Annotated in this window: 17 protein-coding genes; 11 read left to right on the top strand and 6 right to left on the bottom strand. The window is 65.4% G+C overall.

Annotation, left to right across the window (positions count from 1 at the left end):
* Positions 1-333: 333 nt before the first annotated feature.
* From HMPREF9056_RS07055 to HMPREF9056_RS07035, 5 genes are all read left to right on the top strand, one after another.
* Positions 334-1677 (top strand): ABC transporter substrate-binding protein, encoded by a 1344-nt coding sequence (locus tag HMPREF9056_RS07055; protein WP_009746745.1) that lies wholly within the window; start codon positions 334-336, stop codon positions 1675-1677.
* Between the two features lie 193 nt (positions 1678-1870).
* Positions 1871-2716 carry a carbohydrate ABC transporter permease gene (locus HMPREF9056_RS07050; protein WP_009746744.1) on the top strand — a complete coding sequence of 282 codons (846 nt, stop codon included), beginning with the start codon at positions 1871-1873 and terminating at the stop codon, positions 2714-2716.
* Positions 2713-3618: a carbohydrate ABC transporter permease gene (locus HMPREF9056_RS07045; RefSeq protein WP_009746743.1), complete on the top strand. Its 906-nt coding sequence runs from the start codon at positions 2713-2715 to the stop codon at positions 3616-3618. Before HMPREF9056_RS07050 ends, HMPREF9056_RS07045 begins: the two co-directional genes overlap by 4 nt.
* 113 nt (positions 3619-3731) lie before the next feature.
* Positions 3732-4412 carry a DUF624 domain-containing protein gene (locus tag HMPREF9056_RS07040; protein WP_009746742.1) on the top strand — a complete coding sequence of 227 codons (681 nt, stop codon included), beginning with the start codon at positions 3732-3734 and terminating at the stop codon, positions 4410-4412.
* 118 nt (positions 4413-4530) lie between these two features.
* A complete protein-coding gene (locus HMPREF9056_RS07035) occupies positions 4531-5817 on the top strand; it encodes an adenylosuccinate synthase (RefSeq protein ID WP_009746741.1) in 1287 nt (428 codons plus the stop codon).
* A gap of 126 nt (positions 5818-5943) precedes the next feature.
* On the opposite strand, the gene HMPREF9056_RS07030 is transcribed toward HMPREF9056_RS07035, so the two are convergent.
* The 5 genes from HMPREF9056_RS07030 to HMPREF9056_RS07010 all read right to left on the bottom strand — a co-directional run bounded on the left by HMPREF9056_RS07030 (position 5944) and on the right by HMPREF9056_RS07010 (position 10937).
* Complete coding sequence (locus tag HMPREF9056_RS07030; protein ID WP_009746740.1) at positions 5944-6930, bottom strand: hypothetical protein; 987 nt, start codon at positions 6928-6930, stop codon at positions 5944-5946.
* 77 nt (positions 6931-7007) lie between these two features.
* Positions 7008-7853 carry a hypothetical protein gene (locus tag HMPREF9056_RS07025; RefSeq protein WP_009746739.1) on the bottom strand — a complete coding sequence of 282 codons (846 nt, stop codon included), beginning with the start codon at positions 7851-7853 and terminating at the stop codon, positions 7008-7010.
* A 71-nt stretch (positions 7854-7924) separates the two neighbouring features.
* Entirely contained in the window at positions 7925-8878 is a 954-nt protein-coding gene (locus HMPREF9056_RS07020; protein ID WP_009746738.1) for a hypothetical protein, read from the bottom strand.
* Positions 8879-8931: 53 nt separating this feature from the next.
* Positions 8932-10020: a hypothetical protein gene (locus HMPREF9056_RS07015; protein ID WP_034514170.1), complete on the bottom strand. Its 1089-nt coding sequence runs from the start codon at positions 10018-10020 to the stop codon at positions 8932-8934.
* A 158-nt stretch (positions 10021-10178) separates the two neighbouring features.
* Positions 10179-10937 (bottom strand): hypothetical protein, encoded by a 759-nt coding sequence (locus tag HMPREF9056_RS07010; RefSeq protein ID WP_009746736.1) that lies wholly within the window; start codon positions 10935-10937, stop codon positions 10179-10181.
* 315 nt (positions 10938-11252) lie between these two features.
* Here HMPREF9056_RS07010 and HMPREF9056_RS07005 point away from each other — a divergent pair, with 315 nt between their 5' ends.
* From HMPREF9056_RS07005 to HMPREF9056_RS07000, 3 genes are all read left to right on the top strand, one after another.
* A complete protein-coding gene (locus HMPREF9056_RS07005) occupies positions 11253-13100 on the top strand; it encodes a phosphoenolpyruvate carboxykinase (GTP) (protein ID WP_009746734.1) in 1848 nt (615 codons plus the stop codon).
* 221 nt (positions 13101-13321) lie between these two features.
* Positions 13322-14578: a hypothetical protein gene (locus HMPREF9056_RS13665; protein WP_009746733.1), complete on the top strand. Its 1257-nt coding sequence runs from the start codon at positions 13322-13324 to the stop codon at positions 14576-14578.
* Positions 14579-14745: 167 nt separating this feature from the next.
* The gene (locus HMPREF9056_RS07000; RefSeq protein WP_253269966.1) at positions 14746-15867 is read left to right on the top strand and encodes a hypothetical protein; all 1122 of its coding nucleotides are present in this window, start codon (positions 14746-14748) and stop codon (positions 15865-15867) included.
* On the opposite strand, the gene HMPREF9056_RS06995 is transcribed toward HMPREF9056_RS07000, so the two are convergent.
* The gene (locus tag HMPREF9056_RS06995; RefSeq protein WP_253269965.1) at positions 15864-16400 is read right to left on the bottom strand and encodes a hypothetical protein; all 537 of its coding nucleotides are present in this window, start codon (positions 16398-16400) and stop codon (positions 15864-15866) included. The genes HMPREF9056_RS07000 and HMPREF9056_RS06995 overlap by 4 nt on opposite strands.
* A gap of 362 nt (positions 16401-16762) precedes the next feature.
* Between HMPREF9056_RS06995 and HMPREF9056_RS06990 the strand changes: the two genes are divergently transcribed.
* From HMPREF9056_RS06990 to purD, 3 genes are all read left to right on the top strand, one after another.
* Positions 16763-17590 (top strand): AraC family transcriptional regulator, encoded by an 828-nt coding sequence (locus HMPREF9056_RS06990; protein WP_009746729.1) that lies wholly within the window; start codon positions 16763-16765, stop codon positions 17588-17590.
* Positions 17591-17728: 138 nt separating this feature from the next.
* Positions 17729-18511 carry a VOC family protein gene (locus tag HMPREF9056_RS06985; protein WP_009746728.1) on the top strand — a complete coding sequence of 261 codons (783 nt, stop codon included), beginning with the start codon at positions 17729-17731 and terminating at the stop codon, positions 18509-18511.
* Positions 18512-18726: 215 nt separating this feature from the next.
* Positions 18727-19998 (top strand): phosphoribosylamine--glycine ligase, encoded by a 1272-nt coding sequence (gene purD / locus HMPREF9056_RS06980; RefSeq protein ID WP_009746727.1) that lies wholly within the window; start codon positions 18727-18729, stop codon positions 19996-19998.
* Positions 19999-20078 lie beyond the last annotated feature (80 nt).

Here is a 20078-nt window from a genome sequence, read left to right as displayed (position 1 = left end):
GCCGGGGTCACGTCGTGTCTGCGTCATGAGTCGTTCGAGAGGGGCCGCCCACTGTCCGACCGAGTGGTTACATTCTTGCAGGACAGCTCGGTGTGACGTCGCTCCGTGAGAGGAGGTTGTGAAATCGCGGGAGATTGCGGGAAATAAGGGTGAATCAACATCATCGACGTGAGTCGCAGATCACTTATTGCAAATCTTGCAGCAATATGGGCCGAAATATGCCATGATTGGTCGTCGCCGTTGAACCGACGGATCAGCCGCCGGCCACGCGGCAGTCGCTCCTCGCGGACGCCCCTGTCCGCTCCTGTCCCATGCGTCCAAAGGAGGACCCCAATGCGACTCATCTCCCGCCGCTCCATGCTGGGTGGAACCGCTGCGATCGCCGTCGCCGCGACCCTGGCGGCCTGCTCGAAGGGCTCGTCCGGTTCCGATGGCGACGGAGGCGTCTACTTCCTCAACTTCAAGCCCGAGTCGGAGCAGGCCTTCAAGGACATCGCGGCCGCCTACACCAAGAAGACCGGCGTGGCCGTCAAGGTCGTCACCGCCGCCTCCGGCACCTACGAGCAGACCCTGAAGTCCGAGGTCGCCAAGTCCAACCCGCCCACCCTGTTCAACCTCAACGGACCCGTGGGCTACGGGAACTGGAAGGAGTACGCCTCCGACCTGACCGACGCCGACTTCACCAAGCAGATGACGGATGAGTCGCTGGCCCTCAAGGGCGACGAGGGCAAGGTCGTGGGTGTGCCGCTGGCCATCGAGGGCTACGGCATCATCTACAACGCCGCCATCCTCAACAAGTACTTCGCCATGGAGGGCGCCAAGGCCACCGCCGTCGACCAGATCAAGGGCTTCGACAAGCTCAAGGAGGTCGTCGAGGACATGCAGGCCAAGAAGGCCGAGCTCGGTATCGAGGGCGTCTTCGCCGCCACCTCCCTGTCTCCCGGCGAGGACTGGCGCTGGCAGACCCACCTGGCCAACTACCCCGTCTACTACGAGTACCGCGACGCCAAGGTCGACGACCTCGATGAGCTCAAGCTGACCTACTCGGACAACTACAAGCAGATCTTCGACCTCTACCTCAACAACTCCACGATCGCCCCCACCGAGGCCAGCGCCAAGACGGTCACCGACTCCATGGCCGACTTCGCCCTGGGCAAGGCCGCCATGGTTCAGAACGGCAACTGGGGCTGGTCGCAGATCTCCGAGGTCTCCGGCAACACGGTCAAGGCTGAGGACGTCCACTTCCTGCCGATCTATGTCGGCGTGTCCGGCGAGGACAAGAGCAACATCGCCATCGGCACCGAGAACTACCTGACGATCAACTCCCAGGCCTCCGACGACGCTCAGAAGGCCACCAAGGAGTTCCTCACCTGGCTGTTCACCGACGCCGAGGGCACCAAGCTCGCCGCCGAGAAGCTCAGCATCATCGCGCCGTACAAGGCCTACGCCGACCTGGCCCCCTCCGACCCGCTGGGCAAGGAGGTCGCCGCGGCCATCACCAACAAGGACCTCGCTCCCGTCAAGTGGGTCTTCCCGACCTTCCCGAGCCAGGACTTCAAGGACCAGCTCGGCCAGCACCTGGCTCAGTACGCCTCCGGCAGCTCGGACTGGGCGAAGGTCAAGGAGTTCTTTGTGACCACCTGGGCCTCCGAGAAGAAGTCGGCCAAGGAGGGCTGACGCCGTCGAGTCGCCCGAGCCCGCTCAGTCCCTCCTGGTCCTCCGGCAACGGCGCGACGGCGACTCATCTCCCCATCCCCTCTCCACCCGGGGCGGCGTGTCCGGAGCCGATCGGCTCCCGCGCCGCCGCCCCGGTAGGAGCCCTCCGCTACCCGGCCGCTTCGGCGGGTAACGGTCGCACCTCGAGGTAGATATGACCAAGGCACTGAAAAAGTTCTTCCCAGTATTCGCGGGGCCGACCCTGTTGGCCTTCATGATCGCTTTCATCGTCCCCTTCTTCATGGGGCTCTATCTCTCCTTCACCAAGTTCAACAGCCTGACCAACGCGCGGTTCGTGGGCACCGACAACTACGCCAGGGCACTGGGGGAGCGCAGCGACTTCCCGCAGGCTCTCCTCTTCACCGCCGTCGTCTCCGTCATCTCCATCATCACGGTCAACCTGGGCGCCTTCGCCCTGGCCTACTTCCTGACCCGCAAGCTGCGCGGCACCAACTTCTTCCGCGCCGTCTTCTTCATGCCCAACCTCATCGGCGGCATCGTCCTGGGCTACACCTGGCAGGTCATGCTCAACGCGATCCTGCAGCGCTGGGGCCAGACCATCGTCAACGACTGGCGCCTGGGTCTGGCCGGCCTGGTCATGCTCGTCAACTGGCAGCTCATGGGCTACATGATGGTCATCTACATCGCCGGCCTGCAGAACGTGCCGCCCGAGCTCATCGAGGCCTCCCAGATCGACGGCGCCGGCCGCTGGCAGACGCTGCGCAACGTGACGCTGCCGATGATCATGCCCTCGATCACCATCTGCCTGTTCCTCACCCTGGCCAACACCTTCAAGATGTATGACCAGAACCTCGCCCTGACCAACGGGGCCCCGGCCAAGCAGACCCAGATGGCCGCGCTCAGCATCGTCAACACGATGTACAAGAAGGTCGGTCAGGAGGGCGTCGCCCAGGCCGAGGCCGTCGTCTTCTTCCTCATCGTCGCCGCCATCGCGCTCATCCAGCTGCGCGCCACTCGTTCCAAGGAGGTTGACGCGTGAGCACCGCCGTCCAGACCCATGTCCCCGGAACCGCCGCCCCAGCCCGGAAGGCGGGTGGGAAGGCGCCTCGGCACACGCCCGGCCAGAAGGCGCTCGTGGGGGTGCTGACCGTCCTGGCCCTCGTGTGGGTCATCCCCCTGGCCTTCATCCTCACCAACTCCTTCAAGGGCAAGTTCTACATCTCCGACAGCCCCTTCGCCCTGCCGACCGCCAAGACCTTCGCCGGCCTGGACAACTACGCCACCGGCCTGGCCCTGTCCGGCTTCGCCAGCGCCATGGGGTGGTCGCTGTTCATCACGGTGGGCTCCGTCGTCGTCATCGTGTTCCTCACGGCGATGACCGCCTACTACATCACCCGCATCAAGACGTGGTGGACCTCGGCGATCTACTACGCCTTCGCCTTCTCCATGATCGCTCCCTTCCAGATGGTCATGTTCCCCACCGTCAAGGTGGCCGACCTCCTCGGCCTGGCCACGCCCTGGGGCATGATCGTCCTCTACCTCGGATTCGGCGGCGGTCTGTCGGTGTTCCTGTTCGCCGGCTTCATCAAGTCGATCCCCATGGAGATCGAGGAGGCCGCCTACATGGACGGGTGCTCCCCGCTGCGGACCTACTTCAAGGTGGTCATGCCGCTGCTCAAGCCGACGGCGGTCACGGTGGCGATCCTCAACGCCATGTGGGTGTGGAACGACTTCCTCCTGCCCAACCTCGTCATCGGCCAGGACGAGCGCTACAAGACCATCCCGATCGTCATCCAGTCGCTCGTCGGGTCCAACGGAAACCGCGACCTGGGTGCCCAGATGGCCATGCTCGTCTTCGCCATCGTCCCGATCGTGGCCTTCTACCTCTTCGGTCAGAAGCACATCATCGAGGGCGTGGCCGCGGGCGCGGTCAAGGGCTGATGCCCGCGCATGACTCCTGAACCGGGCGGTTCCCGATGCCCCACGGCGGGTGTCGGGAACCGCCCGTATCATTCCCACCTGTCACTGCCCGAGTCCCGCATGAAGGAGATCCCGTGGCGCTGTTCCCCGGCCCCGACAGCCCGGCCTACCGGGCCTGGTCCGCAGCGGCCGACGTCGTCATCCTCAACGCCCTCACCCTGGCCGGCTGCCTGCCGGTGGTGACGGCCGGCGCCTCCCTGACGGCCTGCGCCCGCGTGGCCGGCGAGATGGCGGCCGACGACGACCCGGCAGTCGCCGCCACCTGGTGGCGCTCCTTCCGCCTCAACCTGCGTCAGTCGCTGGCCTGGTGGCTGCCGGTACTTGTGCTGCTGGCCCTGGGGGTATGGGAGTACCTGCTCCTGGCCGACGGCGCCGCCATGGGGCACCAGACCGGTGGTCAGCACGGTGGCGGTGGCAGGATGAGTGGCGCGGTGTCCGGGCTGGTGCTGGCCGGAGGAGTGCTCCTGGTCTCGACCCTCATCTGGCTGCTCCCGCTGGCGGCCTTCTTCGATGCGCCGCTCACACGTCACCTGTCCAACGCGGCCCGGCTCGCCGTGGGGCGCTTGGGGATCACGGCGCTCGCACTGGTGATCGCGACGGCACCGGTGGCGGTCCTCTGGACGGTGCCCGCCATGAGGACGGCCGCCCTCTGGTTCCTGGTTCTCATCGGGCCGGCCTTCCAGACCTATCTCATCGCCCTGCTCCAGCGCTCCACCGTCGCCGGTCTCACTGCCGCCGCTCCGGCCCCCTCCTGACCCGAGCCACCCCCGTGCGGCCAGGTGGCGGTCACGGCGTGAAGCGGCGGGTCCGGCTCCGGTAGGCTAGAGAACGGTGTGTCCACCGGCACGCCGTCACTGAAGCCAGGGAGCAGCCATGCCAGCCGTTGTCGTCGTCGGGACCCAGTGGGGGGACGAGGGAAAGGGCAAGGCGACTGACCAGCTCGGTCAGGACGTCGACTACGTCGTCAAGTTCAACGGAGGTAACAACGCCGGCCACACCGTGGTCATCGACGGCGAGAAGTTCGCCTTCCACCTCCTGCCGGCCGGTGTGCTCACTCCCGGGGTCACCCCCATCATCGGCAACGGCGTCGTCGTCGACCTGGAGGTCCTCTTCAGCGAGATCGCTGAGATCACCTCCCGCGGAAAGGACGCCTCCAGTCTCCTCATCAGTGCCAACGCCCATATCATCCCCTCCTACAACCGGATCCTGGACCGCACCACCGAGCGCTTCCTGGGCTCGCGCCAGCTGGGGACCACCGGTCGCGGGATCGGTCCCACCTACGCGGACAAGATGAACCGCGTGGGCATCCGCGTCCAGGACCTCTTCGACGAGTCGATCCTGCGCCAGAAGGTCCACTCCGCCCTGGACCAGAAGAACAGCCTCTTCCTCAAGGTCTTCAACCGGGCGGCCATCGACGCCGACGCCGTCGCCGACGAGCTGCTCTCCTACGCCGAGCGGGTCCGGCCCATGGTCGTGGACTGCTCCCTGGTGCTCAACGGCGCCCTCGACAAGGGCAAGACCGTCCTGTTCGAGGCCGGCCAGGCCACGATGCTCGACATCGACCACGGCACCTACCCGTTCGTCACCTCCTCCAACCCCACCTCCGGTGGCGCCTGCACCGGCACCGGCGTGGGGCCCACCCGCATCGACTCGGTGGTCGGTGTTGTCAAGGCCTACACGACCCGCGTGGGGGAGGGGCCCTTCCCCACCGAGCTGCACGACGAGATGGGTGAGCGCCTGCGCACCGAGGGCGGAGAGTTCGGTGTCACCACCGGCCGGCCGCGCCGCTGCGGCTGGCACGACGCCGTCGTCACCCGCTACGCGGCCCGCGTCAACGGGCTCACCGACCTGGTGATGACCAAGCTCGACGTCCTCACCGGGCATGAGACCATCCCCGTGTGCGTCGCCTACGACATCGACGGCACCACCACCCAGGAGATGCCGTTGACCCAGTCCGACTTCCACCACGCCGTCCCCGTCTACGAGGAGCTGCCCGGCTGGAGCGAGGACATCAGCGAGGTCCGCAGCTTCTCCGACCTGCCCCAAGCGGCCCAGGACTACGTGCTGCGCATCGAGGAGCTGGCCCGCTGCCGCGTCTCCGCGATCGGTGTCGGACCGGGCCGCGAGGCCACGATCTCGCGTCACTCGCTCATCGGGTGACGGCGACGGGCACCGGACGGCTGGCCGCGCCCCTCACCCGATGAGGCCTGCCGGAGGCGGCCTGCGGGCTCAGGGTGAGATGTGCCGATCGTCCGCAGGCCTCATGCCCTTTGCGGGGCGTTGGTGTCAGTAGCCGCCGTAGCCACCCTGGCCCGGAGGAGGATAGGGGCCGCCGGCGCCAGGTGGAACGGCGCCAGGTGGCTGCTGGTACGGGGCGGGGCCACCCCAGTATCCGGCCTGGTTGACCGGTGGTGCCTGCGGCGGAGGGTAGCTGCCCTGTTGAGGACCTGGTGGGTAGTAGGCCTGCGGATGCGTCGCAGCACCCGGCGCGCCTGAGCCCGGTGAGGTGTAGGGGAAGGCCTGGTATGGCGGTGCGGCCGCCGCTGCATTGAGAGACTGCTGCTTCAACGCAGCCAGGTACCTTTGCTCCCGACGTTTCTTGTTGGAGTTGCTGAAGAAGGCGATCATCCCGCCGACGACGGTGATGAAAACGATCAGAACGACAGCGATCAGGAATCCGGTTCTTGTGTCTGATCGGGAGTCGGACTGAGACTCGGAGGTGACTTCAGCGCTGTCCTTGCCCCGGGTCTTGTTGTCATAAAAATCAGTGAACGAGACCTTGTTCTGCTTGTCCCCCTCGATTCTCCCTCCTCCGGAATCCGTGACCTTCCCGGGGAAGACGACCGACAGCTTCAGTGAGCTGTTCTTGTCCTCCTCGGACGCGGAGTCCACATGGGTGTCGACGACGTACTCGTCTCCGTCATGACTCACGTACTCGTTACCTGACACCGGTGTGGTGACTACTGCCTTGCAGGTTGGAGTTCCGTGATCGGACGAGAACGTGACCTCGGGTTTCACTGAGTCGTCTGAGAAGTTCTCATCGACGCAGAAGTCCTTGAGGGACTGCTCGTCGTCGGACGGCGTCGTGGCCAGGAAGGTCATGGTCACTTCATCGTCCGACTTGATGACGATCTCGATACTGACATCCTCCGTGCCGGATCCGTCAGTGGCGGCGCTCGCGGGTGACGCCACTGTCGGGAGCAGGGAGATCGTGAGACTGAGGATGCCGGTCAGGCCGACTGCTCGTCTGTTCCTGGAGGAGAGGTAGTGCATATGCTGCCTTGTTACGCCGTGGCCCCGGATCCTGCGAATCCGGGGCCACATCGTCTGAAGAGGAGGAAGATGACGAATCAGTAGGCGCTCGGTCCGGGCTGGCCGGGCTGGCCACCGCCGTAAGGGGGCTGAGTGGGCTGCTGACCCTGAGGAGGAAGACCGGGCTGTGCCTGAGGAGCGCCATAAGCCTGCTGGCCCGGCTGGGCCGGGAAGGCCTGGTTCGGGTCGTAGCCCTGAACGGGAGCGCCGTAGGCAGGCTGCGGCTGGTTCTTCTTGCTGCGGATGATGAAGAAGGCGGCGCCTCCACCGATCACTGCCAGAGCGACCACGCCGATGACGATCCAGACCCACATGGGGATGGAGCCGTCCCCGCCCTTCACAGTGTGGGCGTCGATGTCGGTGAAGGTGACCTTGTTGCCCTCCACCTTGCCGCCGTCGGCCTCAGTGACCTTGCCGGGGAAGGTAATGGTCTGGGTGACGTCCACCTCGCTCATCGCGGCGGAGGTGCTTTCGCTTCCAGTCTTGACAATGTACTCATTTCCCTCGTGCTTCACCTGGCCCTTGCTGTCCTTGATGCTCTGTGAGCCTTCAATGGTGCAGGTGCGGGAGTCGCCGTTGTCCTTGAAGGTGGCCTTGGCGTTCTTACCGAGGTCCTGACCCGCGAACATATCGTCGGAGCAGTTGTCCTCAGACATGAAGCCGATATCCGTGTTGTCAACGATGACCATCTTCGCCGAGTAGGTGTCGTCCTTGTTGATGACGATGTCGGCAGTGATCTTGAACTGGGTGTCGGAGTCATCAGCCAGCGGTGCGGCGTGCCCGGGAGCGCCGACCAGGGCGAGAGGAGCGGACAGGGCGAGTGCGGCAAGAGCTGTCAGCACGGAGAAGGGCGCGGGGATCCGGCGAGCGGTTGCAGGTGTCATGGCCCCACAGTAACGGTTCCGATGCTGGGGTGTAACTGGACCTTCATGGGGACCGTTCCCCGGCGGGCCTGTTACTGGAACTGCTGCGGCGGCGGCCAGGTGCCGTGCTGCTGGGGCGCCTGCGTGGGGGAGGGCGGGTAGGAGCCGTTGGCGGTGCTGGAGGGGGAGTAGAGCGGTGACGGCTGTCCCGAGTGCTGCTGGTTCGGTTGAGGTGCAACCGGTTGCCCGGGGTACTGCTGAGGAACCGGCTGACCGAGGTGGGATGACTGCGGTTCAGGACCCGGGACGGGGACGGCCTGCACGGCGGCACCCGGAGCGCCCTGCCCGCTTCGCTGACGACGTCGCACAACGACCGCCATCGCGATGAGCCCGATGACCACGAGCGAGCCGACGCCTCCGATGATCCACGGCAGCACCTTGCTGGTCGTCGTCTCCGAGGCGGGACGGTCCTTGCCCTTGACGACCCGGCCCTTGAAGTCCGTGAAGGAGACGGTGCTCTTCTCGTCCCCCTCGACCTTTCCGCCTTGGCTCTGGGTCACCTCTCCGGGGAACGTGGCGGCATAGAACAGCTGCAACTTCGGGGACGGCGTCTTGCGTCCGTCCATGCTGCTGGTGTCGATGGCGTACTCGTCGTTCTCGTGCCTGATCGTGCCGTTGGTCTCAGAGATCTTCCCCTTCCTCGTGATGGTGCAGACTCGTTTGTCCTTCCCGTCATCGAATTTCGTCTCAGCGCTGGCGAAGATGTTCGGTTCCACGAGGAAGTAGTTCAGCGTGCAGCTGTCCTTGGTGATGGGAGGAGCCAGGCTGTAGTTCGTCTGATCGGTGATAACGAAGGACGCCTCAAAGGTGTCATCGCTCTTGACGGTGACTTTCATGTCGATGGTGACGTTGAGCTCATTGTCCTCTCCAGCGAGCGGCACCGCGTGACCAGGAGGGGAGGCCACGGCCATAGCGGCGATGAAGGCGAGAACGGCCAACGCAGCCAGTACGGCGTGGACTCTCCTGATAGCAACGGCGCGGCTCATGGCGTCACCCTAGTCGTTGCCTCGGTTCCCCGGCGGCTGTTCGAACGGCAGTACTACCCACCCTGATACGGCGGGTAGTACTGCCCGTTCTGACCTCCGCCGCCGGTGCGCTCCTGCGGCGGCTGGAAGTCGGCCTGACTGTGCCCCTGCTGGTAGGGCATCTGCGTGTACCCGGGGCCGGGGGCGTAGGTCCCGTTGCCGTCCTGGGCTCCGTAGATGCCGGGGCCGGCTGACTGTCCCGCGTACCCGGCGTCCTGGGGTGGGAAGGCGCCGGCACCCGCACCCGGATCGACATACGGGGAGTAGCCGTCCTGGAGATTGGCGACGGGATAGGTCTGGGTCGGCCCCGGCGTCGGCTGCTGGGCGCCGGGAAGGGGCGACTGGTACGGGCCGCTGATGTAGACGTCCGATGGGTGCGTGCCGGCCATCCCGGGATCCTGAGGAACCTCGCCGTATGGGGACACTGGACTCATCCGCTGGGCGCGCTGGACTCTCAGAAGGTAGAGCACGACGCCGGCGACGATGAGGAGGACGATGCCGCTGGCGATGGCCACCATCCACCACTGCAGGTGGAACTTCCCGTCCTCCCCTTCGGCGTGAAGGCCGTCGGAGCTCTCCAGGGCATCGTCCCAGGTGACCTTGTTGCCGTTGCTTCTACCGTTGGACTTGGTCACCTCGCCGGGGAAGGTGACGGACACTGAGACCTTGGTGTTGCCTCCGACGTTCTGCGAGGAGAGCTGGGGGTTCTTCGCGCTGAGCTTGTTCAGTGAACCGGGGGACAGGTCGAAGATGTACTGCCCGTCCTTGTGCTTGATCGTCCACGTGTCGGTCTGAAGCTTGTTGAGCGGGACCGCCTTGGCGGTGACCTGGCATGCCGGATTGCCGTTGTGGGACGTGTAGGTGTAGTTCGCCTCGACGCCCTCGGGGAGCGGGGTCGACTTCCCCAGCTCCTTCTCGGTGCAGTTCTCCTTGCTGATGAGCCGCAGGTTGGATGAGTCCCACATGATGTAGGTCATGTCGGCGGTCTCGTTGTCGTGGATGACGAAGTCGTAGCGGACTCCGCAGCCGGCCAGGATCAGCGTGAGGGCGGCCAGTACCGCCGCGACCACAGGCCGTGGGACGTTGCGGGAGGCTTCATTCATGCGTCGAGTCTAAGTCGGTGTCGTTGCTGCTTGTGAATGTCTGTCGGATTGACCCGGTTCCGTCAGCCTGCCTGCGTCCGTGCGCGGAATGGTGAGGCCGGATGCGGATGATCGCGCAGTGCCGCCCTGATGGTCGGCCGGTGGCCGTCCCTCTATTCCTACTCCTCGCTCGCGTGTCCTTTCGATGTGGAGGGCCCTCTTGCGCGCCGTCGCAGGACGGCCACCGTCAGGACTCCGCCGAGCGCTGCCAGGCCGGCGATCAGCCAGATGCGGGAGCGGCTCCACCAGGACATGCCCCGGGAGTCCTGGGCATAGCCCGAGGCGCTGACGCCCTTGGCCACGGTGTCGGGATCGTCCCAAGTGACCGTGGTGCCTGAGACCTTCCCCCCGCCGGACTGCGTCACCGCGCCGGGAAAGGTGACTGCGACCTTGGTGTCGACCACGCCCTTGAAGGAGGTGCTCTCCGGCTGAGGCCCGTCCTGGCCGCCCGACGGTGGGGCAGAGGCCTGCGGGGCCGCACCTGCTGCGCCGTCGGCCCCGCCGGAGTCCTGCGACGGATCGGGTGAGAGCGGCTGGATCGTCACCTTGTAGACGTCGCCGTCGCGTACGACGATGGTGTTCGGCTCGGCCGCCGAGGCCTGGGGGACCTTGACCCCCTTGATGCTCACCGAGCAGCCGAGGCCGTCGTCGCCGGTGATCGGCTCGGCCTTGACCGTGGTGCCGGCGGGCACGCCCAGAGCGGTCGGGTCGGAGTAGGCCGAGCAGTCGGGGGTCTTGTCCTTGGGGAAGACGGTTCCGGTCGTGTCCCGCATCTCCATGGCGACGTCGTAGCTGCCCTGGGAGCTGATGGTCATATCCATGTGGGCGGTGCAGGCGCTCAGCGTCAGGCAGGAGGCGGCCACCAGAACCGGGCGCATCAGCGGACGGGGCCGAGGACACACGGAGGAGCGCGTGGGAAGGGACGCGGAAGACGGCGCGACGGACATGCCGGGCACGCTACACGCTCGCACTGGACCTTCACTGAGGGCGGAACGACGCCGTTTCAAAGGGTGTAAAAGCCGTCATCCTCCTGAATGTGGCCGATCGCATGCTGGTGTGACCAGGAAGAGCGACCCAGTTGGGACCTTCGGCGATGTGACCTCAGGCGCCTGGTGGGGGAGTATTGCCCTCGACCGAGCGAGTCGGCAACGGCGCGCTCACCGGATCAACACATACCCAAGGAAGGGACTCGCATGACTGTGTCTGAGAAGGACGTCCGCGCCGCCGCGCCGGCTAACGCCCCTGAGGATGTCATCGAATTCGTCACGCGTATCGCCGAGCTGGCCAAGCCCGAGAACGTCTACTTCGCGGACGGTTCACAGGAGGAGTGGGACCGCCTGACCACCGAGATGGTGGAGTCGGGCATGTTCACCCGCCTCAACCCCGACAAGCGCCCCAACTCCTTCCTCGCGCGTTCCCTGCCCAGCGACGTGGCCCGCGTGGAGTCCAGGACCTTCATCTGTTCCGAGAAGGAGGAGGATGCCGGCCCGACCAACAACTGGTACGACCCGGCCGAGATGAAGAAGATCCTCAACGAGAAGTTCGACGGCGCCATGCGCGGCCGGACCCTCTACGTCATCCCCTTCTCCATGGGCCCCCTGGGCGGCCCCATCTCCCAGCTCGGCATCGAGCTGACCGACTCCCCCTACGTGGTGGTCAACATGCGGATCATGACCCGCATGGGCTCGGCCGCCATGGACCTCATCAACGAGGGGCGCACCTGGGTCCCTGCCGTCCACTCCGTCGGCGCCCCCCTGGCCGAGCACGAGAAGGACACCGCCTGGCCCTGCAACGACGAGAAGTACATCACCCACTTCCCGGAGACCAACGAGATCTGGTCCTTCGGCTCCGGCTACGGCGGCAACGCCCTGCTGGGCAAGAAGTGCTACGCGCTGCGCATCGCCTCGACCATGGCCCGCCGCGACGGCTGGATGGCCGAGCACATGCTCATCCTGCGCCTGACCGACGAGAAGACCGGCAAGCAGTACCACGTCACCGCCGCCTTCCCGAGCGCCTGCGGCAAGACCAACCTCGCCATGCTCCAGCCCACCATCCCGGGCTACAAGGTCGAGACCGTCGGTGATGACATCGCCTGGATGCGTCCCGGCCCCGACGGCCGCCTGCGCGCCATCAACCCCGAGGCCGGCTTCTTCGGCGTCGCCCCCGGCACTTCCTACGACACCAACCCGATGGCCATGGACACCATGAAGGCCAACACCATCTTCACCAACGTCGCGCTGACCGACGACGGTGACGTGTGGTGGGAGGGCATCGACGCCCCGATGCCGGAGCACCTCATCGACTGGCAGGGCAACGACTTCACCCCGGCCGACGCCGCCGAGGGCAAGAAGGCCGCCCACCCCAACAGCCGCTTCACCACCCCGGCCTCGCAGTGCCCGATCATCTGCCCCGACTGGGAGGCCCCCGAGGGCGTGGCCATCGACGCGATCCTCTTCGGCGGCCGCCGCGCCACCAACGTGCCGCTGGTCGCCGAGCAGTACGAGAACGCCCACGGCGTGTTCATCGGCTCCGCCGTGGCCTCCGAGGTCACCGCCGCCGCCCTGGACGCCAAGGTCGGCTCCCTGCGCCACGACCCCATGGCCATGCTGCCCTTCTGCGGCTACCATATGGCCGACTACTGGGCGCACTGGCTGGAGATGCAGGAGCAGCTGGGTGACAAGTTCCCCAAGGTCTACCAGGTCAACTGGTTCCGCAAGGACGAGAACGGCAAGTTCATCTGGCCCGGCTACGGCGACAACTCCCGCGTGCTCGACTGGATTGTGCGCCGCGCCTCCGGCGAGGTCGAGGCGATCGACGGCGTCACCGGCCGCTACCCCAAGTTCGAGGACTTCAACCTCGAGGGCCTCGACCTGGGCGAGGAGGAGTGGGCCAAGATGTACGACATCGACCCCGAGGCCTGGTCCGCCGAGATGGACGACACTGAGGAGTACTACAAGCAGTTCGGTGACAAGCTGCCCGAGGCCATCAAGGAGCAGCTCGCCAAGTTCCGTGAGCGCATCGCCGAGGCCAAGAAGGCCTGACCGCGGCTGAGGTCCTTCCCCGCGAAGGACTCTGACGGGGGTTCCCACCGGTTCGCCGGTGGGAACCCCCGTCTCTCTGTCGCACCGAGGTGGTGAGTGGTGCCCATCGTGACGGGCAGATTCCTGTGACGTAAAGGAATATAGTGGAAGTAATACGGCGGACGGGTGGGGCATCTATGGTGCTGCATCGAACCGCGGTGCGCCATGCGGAGGTGGTGAGAGTGGAACGTCGAGAAAACTTCTACGTAAGTAATGTCCGCGGCATTCTAGGCGAAGGTGGTATTGGTCGCTATACCCCAGACGGTTCCTTTGTGCGCCTCAAGAACCCCTTTAGAGGTTGGGCTGCTCTCAAGTGTATTCATGAGGGCGACTGCAGGCTGATCCTGCGTAGGTCGCTGTTAGTGAGACTGGCTGCAGCGGCAGTGATAATCATCTCTATTGCGTGGCTGTTCCTTCTTAATATGTGCCTGAGTGATTCTCTTTCGCCGGAAGATACTCACCTTCTTCTCTGCCTTACTGTAGGGGCGCTCGCGTGGGCGGTGAACACATTGCGGCGCCGAACTGTTTTTAGTGAATCGGGTATTGAGATGCAGGGGCTGTTCTTCGCGGAGTTGCGTCCCTGGCCCGTAACTCGATCGAAAATAACCTTCTCCGCTATCGAAATTGGTACGCACTCTCCGTATGGACCGTTCATCTACCGAAATCGATTGATGTTGGTCAATGGGGCGCTGGACGACCTTATCAGACTACCGGGAAGCGTATCCTGCGTGGAAGGCGAATACATGATTGAGCGGATTTGGTCATTCGCCGAGGAGAGGGGCTGGGTGGTCTCCGATCTCGGTAATCTTCAGGCGGATCCTGAGATGGTACGGGCTCGCGGAGAGATAGATAGGACGGCGATCGCGAATCGAAAGGAGTTGACCTACTGTGCTCCCGCTGTGCGGAAGCTGAAGGAAATGATGTGTAGTTGGGGCGTGATCATGTTCTTCATGGCTGCACTCCCCCTCGCGGGAGCGCAGGACGTGCTCAGGGATGACGCTCGCGATGTTTGGCTTGTAATGCTCGGAGTGACTCTACTCATCCTTGGTGCTATTCCCGCGGTGATTCTATTGGTGGGAATAGTATCCTGCTTTCGGAGGACGTTGGTCCGTCGGGCGGGGATTCAAGTCAAGGGGCGGGTTATTCCGTGGCCGGAGTCCCGCTCTGACTTGTATGTCGCAGGTGATCGAGTCTTCTTAGCGGGGCGCGATGGTTCGCCCGTTCCCCTGCCTGCGACGGGGCTGGGGGCCGGTGGTTTTAAAAAACGGCAGGAGAGGGCGATAGCTCAGTGTGAATCCATATGGCTCTGGGGAGTGACTCATGGTGTCGCAGAAGAGCATGACCGATATATCCGTCTTCGGGACGAAAACATGCAACGAGACAGAGAAGTGTTTGAGATACGTGCAGGATTGAAATCATCGGCTGCATTCAATGGTTGATTGCATTTCCTGGGAGAGGGTGACGTGTGATGATATCTTTTACGAGCCGTTCTGGTGGCGCCGGGAACACCTCTGGAGGTTCCGGAAGCAGGCGCCCAGTCAGGAACAAGTCGCTGCGGGGGTGGACGACTGAGACCTCAGATGGACGCCTGATACTGAGGCGCTCAGTGCTCGTTCGGTACGTCGCGATGGCGGCGGCCGTCGTGGGAGTCGCCTGGATGGCGTCAACGGGGGCGCAATTGCTGGGCTCGCTGATGAGCGGCTTCTATCGCTCCGATGACATGTATGTTCTTATGATGCTCAGCATTCCGACGATCTGGGGGATAAATGTTACGCGACGTAGATCTGTTCTGAGCGAGTCCGGTGTTGAGATGCGGCGTCTTCTGTTCACTGAGCGACGTCCTTGGAGGTCAGTGCTCTCAAGGTTCACGCTTTCGACGCTTGATATGACTGCGCCTGGATACGAAGGAGGAATCGATCGAACTCGGATCGTACTCGTGAATGGTGATCGTGACGATCTCATCAGGCTTCCAGGTTGTGTTCTCGGCATGACGCTGGATGATTCCAGCAACAGGGGATCTGCTGCTCTCCGGGCCATGTTGAATTATGTTCGCAGACACGGCTGGATCGTCTCTGACGCTGAGTCGGTTCACGAGGATCCTCGGCTGGTGAAGGCTCGTCAGAATCATGGGGCCGACAAGATGATGAGAAAGAGTCGTCTTATGTTCTGCACCCCGGTCTGGCGCAGAATCAAAGAACATCTCTGCAACGGTGGACTCTTCCTTATCGGAATGGGGGTACTGTTCATCCTCGTTAGCGTTCAGCAGCTATTCTATGAAACAGCCTCGGTGAGTGACTCGGATCGGCTCTACGCGGCGCTGTTACTTGTCCTTGCTCCCGTATTAATGGCCTACCCCTTATACAAGATCTATGGATGCTTCCAGCGAGTCGTCGTGGATGACCGAGGAATTCGTGCGGGGAGGAGGACCTGCGCCTGGCCGGAGTCCCGCTCCGGCCTGTTCGTCGTCGGGGACAGGATCTTTGTCGTGTACGCCAACGGGAGGCAGATCGCACTGGACGGTGCCGGTGTCACGTGGGGGAACTTTCGCCGGAGGCAGGAGCAGTTAGTCACCCGCTGTGAAGCCATCTGGCTCTGGGGTGTCGCCCATGGAGTCACCCGAGAGAGCGGCCGGTATATCGCCGTGCAGGATGAGGGCATGCAACAAGAACGCGAGATACTCGAAAAGAGCATCGGTTTGATGATACCGCGGCGAGATCAGTCCGCTTAATTCTGCGCGGCCAGGGCCCGGTGGCGCCGGACGAGAAGGAAGGCAGCGATGATCCAGCAAATCGCGCCGGACACCAGAGCTGCGACGAAGAGCCCCGTGAACCTGCTGAACGTGAATGTGGGGCCCACATAGATCCTATCGGTGTCACTCAGGCCCTCGCATGAGACGCGGTAGTCTCCCGCCTTGTCGGCTGTGAATGTCAGAGCGGAGTCAAACTCGCCGTTGTTGTTGGAGATATGCGTCCCGGTGCTGCGGGAGGTGGGGACCTCTTTGCCGTCAGGGGCGGTGACGGTGCAGGTGCGGGCGAAGGCGTCGTCTGATACGTACAGGGTGCGTTCGTCGTTGTTGCTCAGGGCGACCTGCTGTCCGTTTGTGACGACGTCGCCGCTGGCGGCGGTAGTGGCGGCGACGATGGCGGAACCGATGCCCGCGATGAGCAGTCCCAGAAATGGGCCAGCGACGAGCAGGATGATCGCCGTGATCAGCTTCCCCACGTGAGTCGGGCGGGGGCGCTGCTGTCCGTACGGGGGCACAGCCTGATAGGGAGGCCGGTACGAGGGTTGATTCTGGGGAGTCGACATCGATCTGTTTTCTGGGCGTGCTTCAGTTGTCGTCCTAGCATAGCAAGTCAGGTTTTCTGACGGGGCGACCTATTTCGGCGTATCGGCCGGTGGAGCCCTCGACATAGGAGACTCCAGATCCCTCGCCACGAGCGGGTGGGAACCTATCTCGCTCAAGATGTGATAGCCAGACTCAAGACGACGGATGCGAGCGTGAGCCGGGTGTCCGACCGTGGCCCGGCTGCGCCGCGCTGGGCGGGCCTTCCCTCCAGCCGTCCCTGGTGGCTGGGGCGCCACTCCTCCTCCCGGAGGTCACCGCTGTGTAACGTGACGTCATGCGCGAGTACTCACCTGACGGGCTCATGACGCCAGGCTCCTCCCATGAGGCTCCAGCCGCCGACGGCGCACAGATGGGTCGGCTGCTCGACGAGACCGCCGCCGATCTGGCGCTGCGAGCCACCCGGTACCTGCGCAACCATTTCCGCGATCGGGTCACCATTGGGGATCTCTCGGCGCACCTCGCCTACAGCCCCTCCCACCTCACCCGGGTCTTCACGGCCGCCGTCGGAACCTCGCCCATGGACTACCTGGCTGCCTGGCGACTGCACGAGGCCAAGCACCTCCTCGTCGCCCACCGGATGGGCGTGGCCGAGACCTGTCACGAAGTCGGCTACACCTCGGTGGGTACCTTCAGCCGGCGCTTCCTGCGCGACGTCGGAATCCCGCCCGGCGCCCTGCGTCGCATCGCCGACCGGATCGCCGAGCGAACCCTGCCGGCCGTGAGCCTCCTGGTGCCGGCTGCGGGGAGGATCCGTGTCCGCCCGGAAGTCCCTGAGGAGATGCGCCGCGCGCTCGGACCCGCCCCCTATCAGTGGGTCGGTACCTTTCACCGCCCCGTCCCCAGCGGGCTGCCGGCCACCGGGACGCTGCGTCGCGGTATTGACGAGGTGGAGCTGCCCGTGGTTCCGGGCACCCCCTGGATCCTCGCCACCATCCTTCCCGACGGCGCCAGCGTCCACGAACACCTGGCCCCCACAAGCCCTCTCGTCGCGAGGCTCCGTGTCCCGTCGGCACCCGTCATCGGCGCCGTCACTCTTCCGGTGCGCGCCGCCCTCCCCTGGGATCCCGCGGTCCTCGTGGCCCTGGCGGCGATGGTCGTCTGACGGTCGTCTGAGGTGGTCCGAAACGGGGCGCCTCTCAAGAGAGCAGGATCGGAGTCGTCTTTGGAGTGCCGGCCGGCCTACCGTCGTGGAGCGTCACAACGTCCCCCGACACGCAGCTGGATACGTAAGGAGCCACTGATGACCGACACCACCGCCAATGCCCTGCCCGCTGAGCGCCTTGCCGGCTTTCCCTGCTGGATCGAGCTGTACACACCGGACATCGACGCCTCGGCGGCCTTCTACCGGGACCTTCTCGGCTGGGAGATCACCCGTGCCGAACCGGGTGAGCCACTGACCACTGAGGTGCATCAGGACGGTCGGCTCATCGGCTCCTTCGAGCCCGCCGAGGAGGTGCACGGGGACCCCGGCTGGCGGGTGAGCTTCGTGGTCGACGACGTCCGCACCGCAGCCGGCGCCGCTGAGAGGACCGGAGGGAGTGTTGTTGTGGAGCCCACTCATGTCACCGAGACCATGGCCTACGCCCTCGCCTCCGACCCCGACGGCAACATCGTCGGGCTCCTGGAAGATGCGGACTGCGAGGGTCCCTACCCCTACCAGGCCGGGATGCCGGTGTGGTTCGACGTCCTGTCCAGCGACCTGGAGCTGGCCGAGCGCTTCTACCGGGAGGCCGCCGGGTGGTCCACCCGTCGGCTGACCATCGCCGACCAGGAGCAGCCCTTCTACACGAGCGTCGTCGGGGGCAGGTCCGTCAGCGGCGTCGGACGGGCCGGCTACTTCGGGGACGAGGAGGTCCCCTCACGCTGGCGCATCTACTTCGGGGTCGAGGACGCCGACGCCGCCACCCAGCGGGTGCGCGAGCTCGGCGGGAGCGTCGTCGTTGAGCCCATCGACTTCACGTTCGGGCGCATGGTGGAGGTCGCTGACCCGCATGGCGCACGCTTCCTGCTCACCACTTTTTGATTCTCTGTATTACGCCTTCTGAGGGGCACGGCCGCCGCGATCCGTCTCAGATTGCCGCCCGGCGCCACGCCGGCCCGGAACCCGCCTGAGCGGACCTGGTGTTGAGGGCGGTGAGGATGGTTCTCCCGAGAAACTGGTTGGACTGGATCGGTGCCAAGACGTCCGGTGCCCGCGATTCCGGGCATGATGCGGCCTCCATCATCTAGGCTGACGCCGTGAAGATCCTGCTCCTCGGCTCCGGCGCGCGCGAGCACGCCTTGGCCCGTGCCCTCGCCCGTGACCCGCAGACCACCGAGCTCGTCGTCGCCCCCGGCAACCCCGGGACCGCGGCCATCGCCACGAACCTCAACATCGACCCCTGCATCCCCGAGGAGGTCGTGGCCCTGGCCACCCAGATGGGGGCGGACCTCGTCGTCGTCGGTCCCGAGGCGCCCCTGGTGGCCGGTGTCGCCGACGCCGTGCGTGATGCGGGGATCCCCTGCTTCGGTCCCAGCGCTGAGGCCGCCCGCCTGGAGGGCTCGAAGGCCTTCGCCAAGGAGGTCATGGCCGCCGCCGGCGTACCCACCGCCGAGGCCGCCGTGTGCGCCACCGAGGCCGAGCTGACCTCCGCCCTGGACCGCTTCGGGGCCCCCTACGTCGTCAAGGAGGACGGTCTGGCCGCCGGCAAGGGCGTCGTCGTCACCGATGAGCGCCCCGTCGCCATGGCCCATGGCCGTGCCTGCCTGACCCGGGGCGGCGGCCGCGTCGTCGTCGAGGACTACCTCGACGGGCCCGAGGCCTCCCTGTTCTGCGTGTGCGACGGCGCCACCGTCCGCCCTCTGGCCCCCGCCCAGGACTTCAAGCGTCTCCTCGACGCCGATGCCGGCCCCAACACCGGCGGCATGGGCGCCTACTCGCCCCTGCCCTGGGCGCCGGCCGACCTTGCCGAGCAGGTGGTGCGCGAGGTCGCCCAGCCCGTCGTCGACGAGATGGCCCGCCGCGGCACCAGCTTCATCGGCCTGCTCTACTGCGGCCTGGCCCTGACCAGTCGTGGCTTGCGCGTCGTCGAGTTCAACGTGCGCTTCGGCGACCCCGAGACCCAGGCCGTCCTGGCCCGCCTGACCTCCTCGCTGCCCGAGCTGCTCCACGCCGCCGCCACCGGCGCCCTGGCCGAGGCACCCGAGCCCACCTGGTCCGAGCAGAGCGCCGTCGATGTCGTCATCGCCGCCCCCGGCTACCCCGGGACCGTGACGACCGGCGGCGCCATCACGGGGGTCGAGGCCGCCGAGGAGCTCGACGACGTCCATGTTCTGCACGCCGGCACCGGCACCACCGAGCGCGGCGAGCTGGTGGCCACCGGCGGGCGCGTCCTGTCCGTGGTCGCCCTGGGCGGCAGTGTGGAGGAGGCGCGGACGCGCGCCTACGAGGCCGTGGAGCGCATCGACCTCGAGGGCGCCCAGTACCGCACCGACATCGCCCGCGCCGCCGGCGCCGGTACCAGCGAGTAGATCCCCACTTCTTCCGAGAGCAACTCCACAGGCCGCGACAATTTCTGAGGCCCACCGCCGGATCCCGCCGCGCGTGCCTC

It is taken from the genome of Actinomyces sp. oral taxon 170 str. F0386 (assembly GCF_000195595.1).
Taxonomy (GTDB): domain Bacteria; phylum Actinomycetota; class Actinomycetes; order Actinomycetales; family Actinomycetaceae; genus Actinomyces.
Note: the sequence above shows the minus strand (reverse complement) of the source record. Positions and strands in the feature narration are given on the sequence as shown.

Excerpts from the sequence above, each read along its gene's own strand:
- HMPREF9056_RS07055 (WP_009746745.1), top strand. The coding sequence starts at position 334 with ATGCGACTCATCTCCCGCCGCTCCATGCTGGGTGGAACCGCTGCGATC.
- HMPREF9056_RS07050 (WP_009746744.1), top strand. The coding sequence starts at position 1,871 with ATGACCAAGGCACTGAAAAAGTTCTTCCCAGTATTCGCGGGGCCGACC.
- HMPREF9056_RS07035 (WP_009746741.1), top strand. The coding sequence starts at position 4,531 with ATGCCAGCCGTTGTCGTCGTCGGGACCCAGTGGGGGGACGAGGGAAAG.
- HMPREF9056_RS07030 (WP_009746740.1), bottom strand. The coding sequence starts at position 6,930 with ATGCACTACCTCTCCTCCAGGAACAGACGAGCAGTCGGCCTGACCGGC.
- HMPREF9056_RS07025 (WP_009746739.1), bottom strand. The coding sequence starts at position 7,853 with ATGACACCTGCAACCGCTCGCCGGATCCCCGCGCCCTTCTCCGTGCTG.
- HMPREF9056_RS07020 (WP_009746738.1), bottom strand. The coding sequence starts at position 8,878 with ATGAGCCGCGCCGTTGCTATCAGGAGAGTCCACGCCGTACTGGCTGCG.
- HMPREF9056_RS07015 (WP_034514170.1), bottom strand. The coding sequence starts at position 10,020 with ATGAATGAAGCCTCCCGCAACGTCCCACGGCCTGTGGTCGCGGCGGTA.
- HMPREF9056_RS07010 (WP_009746736.1), bottom strand. The coding sequence starts at position 10,937 with ATGCGCCCGGTTCTGGTGGCCGCCTCCTGCCTGACGCTGAGCGCCTGC.
- HMPREF9056_RS07005 (WP_009746734.1), top strand. The coding sequence starts at position 11,253 with ATGACTGTGTCTGAGAAGGACGTCCGCGCCGCCGCGCCGGCTAACGCC.
- HMPREF9056_RS06990 (WP_009746729.1), top strand. The coding sequence starts at position 16,763 with ATGCGCGAGTACTCACCTGACGGGCTCATGACGCCAGGCTCCTCCCAT.
- HMPREF9056_RS06985 (WP_009746728.1), top strand. The coding sequence starts at position 17,729 with ATGACCGACACCACCGCCAATGCCCTGCCCGCTGAGCGCCTTGCCGGC.